The sequence below is a fragment of the Paraburkholderia atlantica genome (assembly GCF_009362785.1).
GTDB lineage: Bacteria > Pseudomonadota > Gammaproteobacteria > Burkholderiales > Burkholderiaceae > Paraburkholderia > Paraburkholderia atlantica.
Map to the genome: position 1 here is coordinate 1 of NZ_WHNQ01000114.1, position 6,760 is coordinate 6,760.

Genomic DNA, 6,760 nt, shown 5'->3' on the forward strand with positions numbered 1-6,760 from the left:
CGTGCGCACTTCGAGGTAGCAGTCATGCTGGAAAAAGTTCAGGTGCCGGTAACGCTTGACGATAGTGTCATGCACGGGATGCGCGCCGGCCACCTCAGGATGCGCGAAGCGGCTTCCGGCAGTGAAGTCGATCTGGATCGTCAGCAGCTTGGTGGCCGCGTCGAAATCGACGCCGCTCACGAACCACGGATCACTTACACCCAATGCGGCTTCGAACAGCTTGCTGTGCATGACCTGCCTTCGTCTTGATTATGCAGAAACCGGGACGATACCACCCACTGGAAATTCAACAGAGGCTTAAATTTTTTATCTCGCTGCAGCTCAACGAGAGGTTGTAGCCCGCTTCCTGCCGAATAGGATGGCGCATATTCAGACGCGGTGCCTTGCGTAGCGGTGTCTGCGCCAGCACTAACCCGCCTCTCTGTTGCCTGTTGGAGATGCGCCGCGCTTTGAAACGAAGTATCAAAAGAGTGACGTTGAAGCCAGCCAAAGCTGGGAAAGAGCTTTTGAATGTCATGGTTAAACCTGTGCCCGATATGCACTTGCCGTCGGATAGCATCCCCGGGGACTGTTTGTGGCCTTAGATTTTCCGGATGCCGCCTCATCCAGAAGACGTCGTTTTGTTGCCTTGACTACGACATCAGCATTTGGCGGAGCCAAGGGAAGATATTACACAAAGCCCATGTCATGGGTTGACGATCACGAAGAGTTGTTCCAGCACGATGGACGCCGGACGTTCCGCTGCTCGGCCAACTGGACGAGTCCGGCGGCATCACCACACCGCGCCAGAGGGAGGTGCTGCGCCGCTTCTTCCACACCGCCGCCGACGTCATCCAGGTCGACCACCCGGCACTCGCTGGCAAACTGCAGCGCGCGACGCCGCACTGGCTGAGGCATACGCACGCAACACACGCGCTGGCCCGCGGCGCAACGCTGACCACCGTACGTGACAACCTGCGTCACGCGTCGATCACAACCACGTCGATCTACCTGGGGACGACGACGAGGTCCAGCGTACCCGGCAGATCGAGCGGATCTTCGCGAGACGGCCACCAGCATGAGCACCGTCCACGAGACCATCTACCCGGTCCTGCCTGCAGAACCGGGCACGGCGGAACTAAAAGCGGCGCTTACGCCTGCCGCCGCGGAATCCGCTTTGTGCGCCGGCAATCCCGGCAGGAAGCTACCGCCGTGCTGATCATGGTGCAGTTGAAACTGCTGCAGCGTCTCGGCTACTTCCCGATGCTTTCGGACGTGCCGCCGGTCATCATCGATCACATCCGGACCGCGATGCGAGCCCGGGCGTTGCCCCGGACGGCGAAAAGCATATCAACGGGATCAGGAAACTGGCGGAAGGCTTGCCGGCGCCCCCGGCGATCCTGTCCGTCAGCAAGCGGGCCCAACTGATCACCGAAGCACGGGCACTCGACGTCGCCGAACTGCGTTCGCTCAAGGCCGAGAAGCGTTATGCGCTCGCGGTGCTCTTCATCCAGGCGCAGTTGCAGAAAGCGCTTGATGACGTCGCCGAGATCTTCATCAAGGTCATACGCAAGTTCGAGACCTACGCGAAGGTCCGGCTGCAAAAATATCAACTGGAACACGCCGGCGTGCTGGAGGGACTGGTCGGGCAGTTCCGGGACGTCCTGCAGATCCTTGAGGATGAAGGGGTATCAGAACGCCAACGGTTGCCGAAAGTCCGCGAGGCGCTCGGCGACCCGGCCGCGGCGCTCGCGCAGTGCGACGAGCACATTGCCTATGCCGGCCAGTTCGATCTGCCGTTCATGCTCGTGCCGTACCGCAACCAGCGCTCGCTGCTGTTCCAGTGCCTGGACGTGCTGCCGCTGCGATCAAGTTCGCAGGATCGCGCGGTGCTGGTCGCACTCGCCTGGCTGCAGGGCTTCAGGAACGCGCACCGCGAATATCTGCTGCTGACGGAGAACGACCTCGCGAACCTGCCGCTGGACTGGCTTCCAGAAAACTGGGAGCGTGCGGTATTCCCGCACCGCGCGGCAAGACCTTCGCGAAGTATCTGCGGGATAAGCTGAACGCGGCGCTCGACGAGACCGATGCGAGCTTCCCGGTGAACGACAGCATCGATTTCGTCGATCAGGAACTCGTCATTCACAAGCCGGGCAAGGAGGCCGAGCCGACAAACCGCACGCTGATCGATCAGACCATCACGGCATCGATGCGGCAGGTCAGCATCCTGGATCTCCTCACCGAAACCGAGCAGTGGCTCGACCTGCATAAACTGTTCGGCCCGCTGTCCGGGTTTGACGCGAAGGTCGACGATCCGCGCAGGCGCTTCATCACGACGCTGTTCTACTACGGCTGCAACCTGGGTCCCAGCCAGACGGCGCGCTCGGTAAAGGGTCTTAGCCGCAAGCAGGTCGCCTGGCTGAACCTGAAGCACATCACCGAGGAGCGGCTCGACAAGGCGAACGTGAAGTGATCAACGCTTACAACCAGTTCGCGTTGCCGAAATACTGGGGTAGCGGCAAGCGCGCGTCGGCGGACGGCACCAAGTGGAGCCTGTACGAGCAGAACCTGCTGTCCGAGTATCACGTTCGCTATGGCGGATACGGCGGGATCGGTTACTACCACGTGTCCGACATGTACATCGCACTGTTCAGCCACTTCATCCCGTGCGGCGTTCACGAGGCCGTTTATATCCTCGACGGGCTGATTCAGAATGACGCCGACGTCAAGCCCGATACAATCCACGGCGACACACAGGCGCAAATTGGTCCCGTGTTCGGCCTGTCCTATGTGACGGGCATCAATCTGATGCCGCGCATGCGCAACATCAAGGATCTCGTGCTGTACAAGGTCGACCGGCGTCGCAAGTATGAGCACATCGACAGCCTTTGCCGCCGGGCCATCGACTGGACGCTGATTGAGCGACACTACGCTGACATGATGCGCGTCGCGGTGTCGATCAAGGCGGGCAAGATGACGCCCTCGACAATCCTTCGCCGCCTCGGCTCGGAGAGCACGAAGAACAAGCTGTACTTTGCGTTTCGGGAACTCGGGCGCGTGATCCGGACACTGTTCCTTCTGAAATATCTCAATGACCCCGAGTTGCGCCGCACCATCCACGCGCAGACCAACAAGAGCGAGTAGTTCAACGATTTCGCCCAGTGGCTGATGTTCGGCGGCGAAGGCGTCATCGCCGAAAACGTCCGGCACGAGCAGCGCAAGGTGATCAGGTACAACCATCTCGTCGCGAACATGGTGATCCTGTACAACGTGCAGTGGATGTCGCGCAAACTGAAGGAGCTGCAGCAGAAGGGGCATCCGGTTGACGCCGAGGTGCTCAAGGTGCTGTCGCCATACCGGCGGGAGCACATCAATCGTGCTCGGAGACTATCTGCTGGATCTCCAGCGCCCTGTGCCGCCGCTTAAGCCAGCCACCGAACTGCCGGCCGTTGCGGAAGATTTTTGCGTCGGGAACGGTGGCAGCCAGCGCACTGAGGTCACCGGCCCGACGCCGAGCAGTTCGCTGGCGCGGTTCGCGACGTCACTGCTTCTGGCGTGAGTGGCAATCTGCTGGTCGCAGCGGGCAAGACGCAGGTTCAGCGCCGCCAGTCGTACACGCACTTCCAGCAACATGGCGCGCATCGGGTCAGGCAACCTGGGGGCCTCGATTAGCGTGGGCAGTGCGCCGAGAAACCGGTCGGCAGAGCGCGCTATGACCACGCCGAATTCAGCCAGCAAACCACGAGTACGGTTCAGCAGTGCCGTGCGCTCCTCGTGACAGCCCGCACGCGCGCTATGCCACGCCAGGATCGCTTGCTGCTCGACCGACTTGATCGCAACGAAGCGCATCGCCGGGCTGCAACGGCGATCGCCTCGGCATCGGCCGCATCGTTCTTGCCGCCCAGTCTGAAAGGTTTGACGAACTCGGCCGCAATGAGCTCCGAAGTGTGACCCCGCGCTGCAAACCAGCGCCCCCAGTGATGGGACGATGCGCAGGCTTCCATCGCGACGCAGCACGGCGATAGCTGTTCGGCCCAGCGCATGAACGCCTCGCGTCGCAGCACGCGCCGCTGCAACACAGCTCCCGTCGCATCGAGCACGCAGACGGTGTCGGGTAGCAGCAGCGCATTGCTGCGCCACCGCCCCCTGAGAACCGGACGGGCGAGTCACCCCGCATCCGGCTCAAGCCAATCTTCGGCACCACGTTGTGGCACCGAACAACTTGACGGAACGCTCCGCAGTTCGACGGCGAGCGAAGTACGTGGTCCACACGGATCAAACGGATTAGCCAGTCCCCGGACCTTGACGTGTCTCGTAATCGGGATCGTCATGGCGCGGAAGAGCCGAAACCCGCTGATGCTGCCATCAGCGGGACGCTTCGTAGCAAAGTCCCAGGACCGGTGCCCATCGACCCGGAAGTACCGGTTCCTCACCCACCGTGCTCCTTTCGTGGGCTGCCGACGCCTGGCCCATTTCCAGAGCCGTTGCCAGATGTGCGAGTCTATCGATGAGAAGCTCGCTTTCGCCACGACGTGACGGTGATACATCGCCCATCCCCGGATGACCGGGTTGAGTTTCTGGATCAACGCCTCCTGCGTGACGCTCGCGTTGCCTTTGATGATTTCCCTGACCTTGTCGAGGAGCGATTTGACGCTGTTCTTAGCCGGCTTGATCGGCAGCTTACCGTCGTACTTGCGTACGTTCTGACCAAGCAAATCGAAACCCTCCGCAATGTTCGTGATCCTGGTCTTCTCTTCCGAGAGTTCAAGACCTCGAGCAGCCATAAACCGCCTGACCGCCGGAAGCACCTTGCATTCGAGCACTTCTTTCGACACGCCAGTGACAATAAAGTCATCGGCATAGCGGACGACGTTGAGTTGGGCGTTGCTGCGAGCAAGTTTGGACCTTCCCACGCTTGCATAGACTGCTGCCCCAAGCCCATCCAACGCCATATTCGCGATCACCGGCGAGATAGCCCCGGCAACAACATAGCAAACTCGCGGGTAAGATGGGGCCTTCGCATATCGAGGGAGTGTCTGGCGCCATGGTCCAGAGAATGTCCTGCCAGTAATGCGGTTCTCGTGCTTGAGGCCGTTGCTCCCGCTAACCGGGAGCCCAGTCGATGACACGGGGACGACGCAAACACTGGCGAGTGCGTCTCGCTTTCGAGCCGAACCGCTATTCCAGCGAACAACTGGAGAAGGCCTATGACCAGCTCAGTCCGATTGATGCCCGAAGCACGAGGCGCGCATCGGATGCAAGGCCATGCAACGCTGGTCAGGCCGCAATTGGAGCGCCTGCGCGACGCCGCCGCGCTCGGGACGGTCGATCGGCTGTACATCCTCGCGCCAGACCGCCTGGCGCGCAAATATGCGCACCAGGCCCTGTTGATGGAGGAATTCTCCTCGTGCGGCGTACAGGTCGTGTTTCTCAATCATGCAATTGGCACGACGCCGGAAGAATCACTGCTGCTGCAGATGCAGGGCATGATAGCGGAGTACGAGCGGGCAAAAATCGCAGAGCGTCACCGCCGCGGCAAGCTTCACGGCGCGAAACGCGGTACCGTCAACGTGCTATCAGGGGCGCCTTACGGCTACCGCTATATCCGAAGACAGCTCGACGGGACGCCAGCCCGGTACGTCATCGAACTGCCGCAAGCCGCCACGGTGAAAGCGATCTTCGAGTGGGTCGGGCTGGAGCGCCTGAGCCTCGGAGAAGTGATACGTCGGCTTGGCGAGGCCGGTACCGTGACGGCATCGGGCAAGCCGTACTGGGACCGCAGCGTGGTATGGGGCATCTTGCGTAATCCGGCGTACATGGGGCGGGCTGCGTTTGGCAAAACGCAGGCGTGCGATCATCAGGTGCGCGTGCGTGCCCAGCGTCACAGCGCCGACGTGCCCAGGAAACCGTATTCAGCGAAACGCGCGGACCGGCAGCAGTGGATCGAAATTCCGGTGCCAGCAATCGTCAGCGAAGCACTGTTCGAAATCGTTCAGGAGCAGCTTGCCGAGAACCGCAAGCTGGCACGCCAGCGCCGGGATAATGCGCCGCTTCGCCTGCTGCAGGGGCTCACTGTTTGTGGGCAGTGCCGTTACGCCTACTACGCGAAGAAAGTGAGCAAGTCGGCGGCCAAGGGACATCAGCGAGACTATGCCTATTACCGCTGCGTTGGAACCGACGCCTACCGGTTCGGCGGCGAACGTATCTGCGACAACCTGCAGGTACGGACAGACAAGCTCGATGAGCTGGTATGGCATCAGGTTGTGGAATTGCTCAGGCATCCCGATCGACTGAAAGAAGAGTATGAACGTCGACTCGACGTGATGGAGCGTAGCGAAAAGCGCGGCTTCGATACCGGCAGTCTGGAAAAGCAGCGGCTTCAGCTCCAAAAGAGCAAATCGCGACTGATCGACGGCTACTCCGACGGTATCATCGACAAGGCTGACTTCGAGCCAAGGATGCAGCAGTTGAAGAGTCGGCTCGCACAGATTGAACAGCAGATCCAGGAATCACGGCGCCACGGCGCGATGCAAAGCGAGCTGTTTCTCGTCATTAACCGGCTTGAGGAGTTTGCAGCCGCCGTCACTGAAAAGCTGGATGCGATTGATCTTGAAACGAAACGCAAGATCGTTCTGGGCCTGGTCAAGCGCGTAGAAATCCACAAGGACGAGATCGTCGTCGTGTTCCGTGTCGATCCGCAACCGCCGGTTCGCGGCAGCGAAAATTCGACCGACTCAGACGCAGGAGAGAAAAGTATGCAACATTGTAGGCGGCGTAATGA

5 protein-coding genes and 3 pseudogenes are annotated in these 6,760 nt (G+C 60.6%); 4 read left to right on the forward strand and 4 right to left on the reverse strand.

From position 1 onward, the window contains the following. A pseudogene (locus tag GCT19_RS40710) lies at positions 1 to 231 on the reverse strand (ISL3 family transposase); the annotation flags it as partial. Between the two features lie 55 nt (positions 232 to 286). Further along, the gene (locus GCT19_RS40715) at positions 287 to 517 is read right to left on the reverse strand and encodes a hypothetical protein (RefSeq protein ID WP_152854999.1); all 231 of its coding nucleotides are present in this window, start codon (positions 515 to 517) and stop codon (positions 287 to 289) included. A 203-nt stretch (positions 518 to 720) separates the two neighbouring features. Here GCT19_RS40715 and GCT19_RS40720 point away from each other — a divergent pair. From GCT19_RS40720 to GCT19_RS44560, 3 genes and pseudogenes are all read left to right on the forward strand, one after another. Next, a pseudogene (locus GCT19_RS40720) lies at positions 721 to 1,061 on the forward strand (tyrosine-type recombinase/integrase); the annotation flags it as partial. A 297-nt stretch (positions 1,062 to 1,358) separates the two neighbouring features. After that, positions 1,359 to 2,045 carry a hypothetical protein gene (locus tag GCT19_RS44555; RefSeq protein ID WP_026228904.1) on the forward strand — a complete coding sequence of 229 codons (687 nt, stop codon included), beginning with the start codon at positions 1,359 to 1,361 and terminating at the stop codon, positions 2,043 to 2,045. A gap of 143 nt (positions 2,046 to 2,188) precedes the next feature. Beyond that, positions 2,189 to 3,405: pseudogene (locus GCT19_RS44560) on the forward strand (transposase). Here GCT19_RS44560 and GCT19_RS43130 read toward each other — a convergent pair. After that, a complete protein-coding gene (locus tag GCT19_RS43130) occupies positions 3,367 to 3,828 on the reverse strand; it encodes a transposase (RefSeq protein WP_176137908.1) in 462 nt (153 codons plus the stop codon). The pseudogene GCT19_RS44560 and the gene GCT19_RS43130 overlap by 39 nt on opposite strands. 317 nt (positions 3,829 to 4,145) lie before the next feature. Continuing rightward, entirely contained in the window at positions 4,146 to 4,943 is a 798-nt protein-coding gene (locus GCT19_RS40730; protein ID WP_321576954.1) for a group II intron maturase-specific domain-containing protein, read from the reverse strand. A 243-nt stretch (positions 4,944 to 5,186) separates the two neighbouring features. On the opposite strand from GCT19_RS40730, the gene GCT19_RS40735 reads away from it, so the two are divergent. Then, positions 5,187 to 6,760: recombinase family protein (locus GCT19_RS40735; protein ID WP_227749485.1), on the forward strand; the 1,574-nt coding region annotated here is incomplete at its 3' end.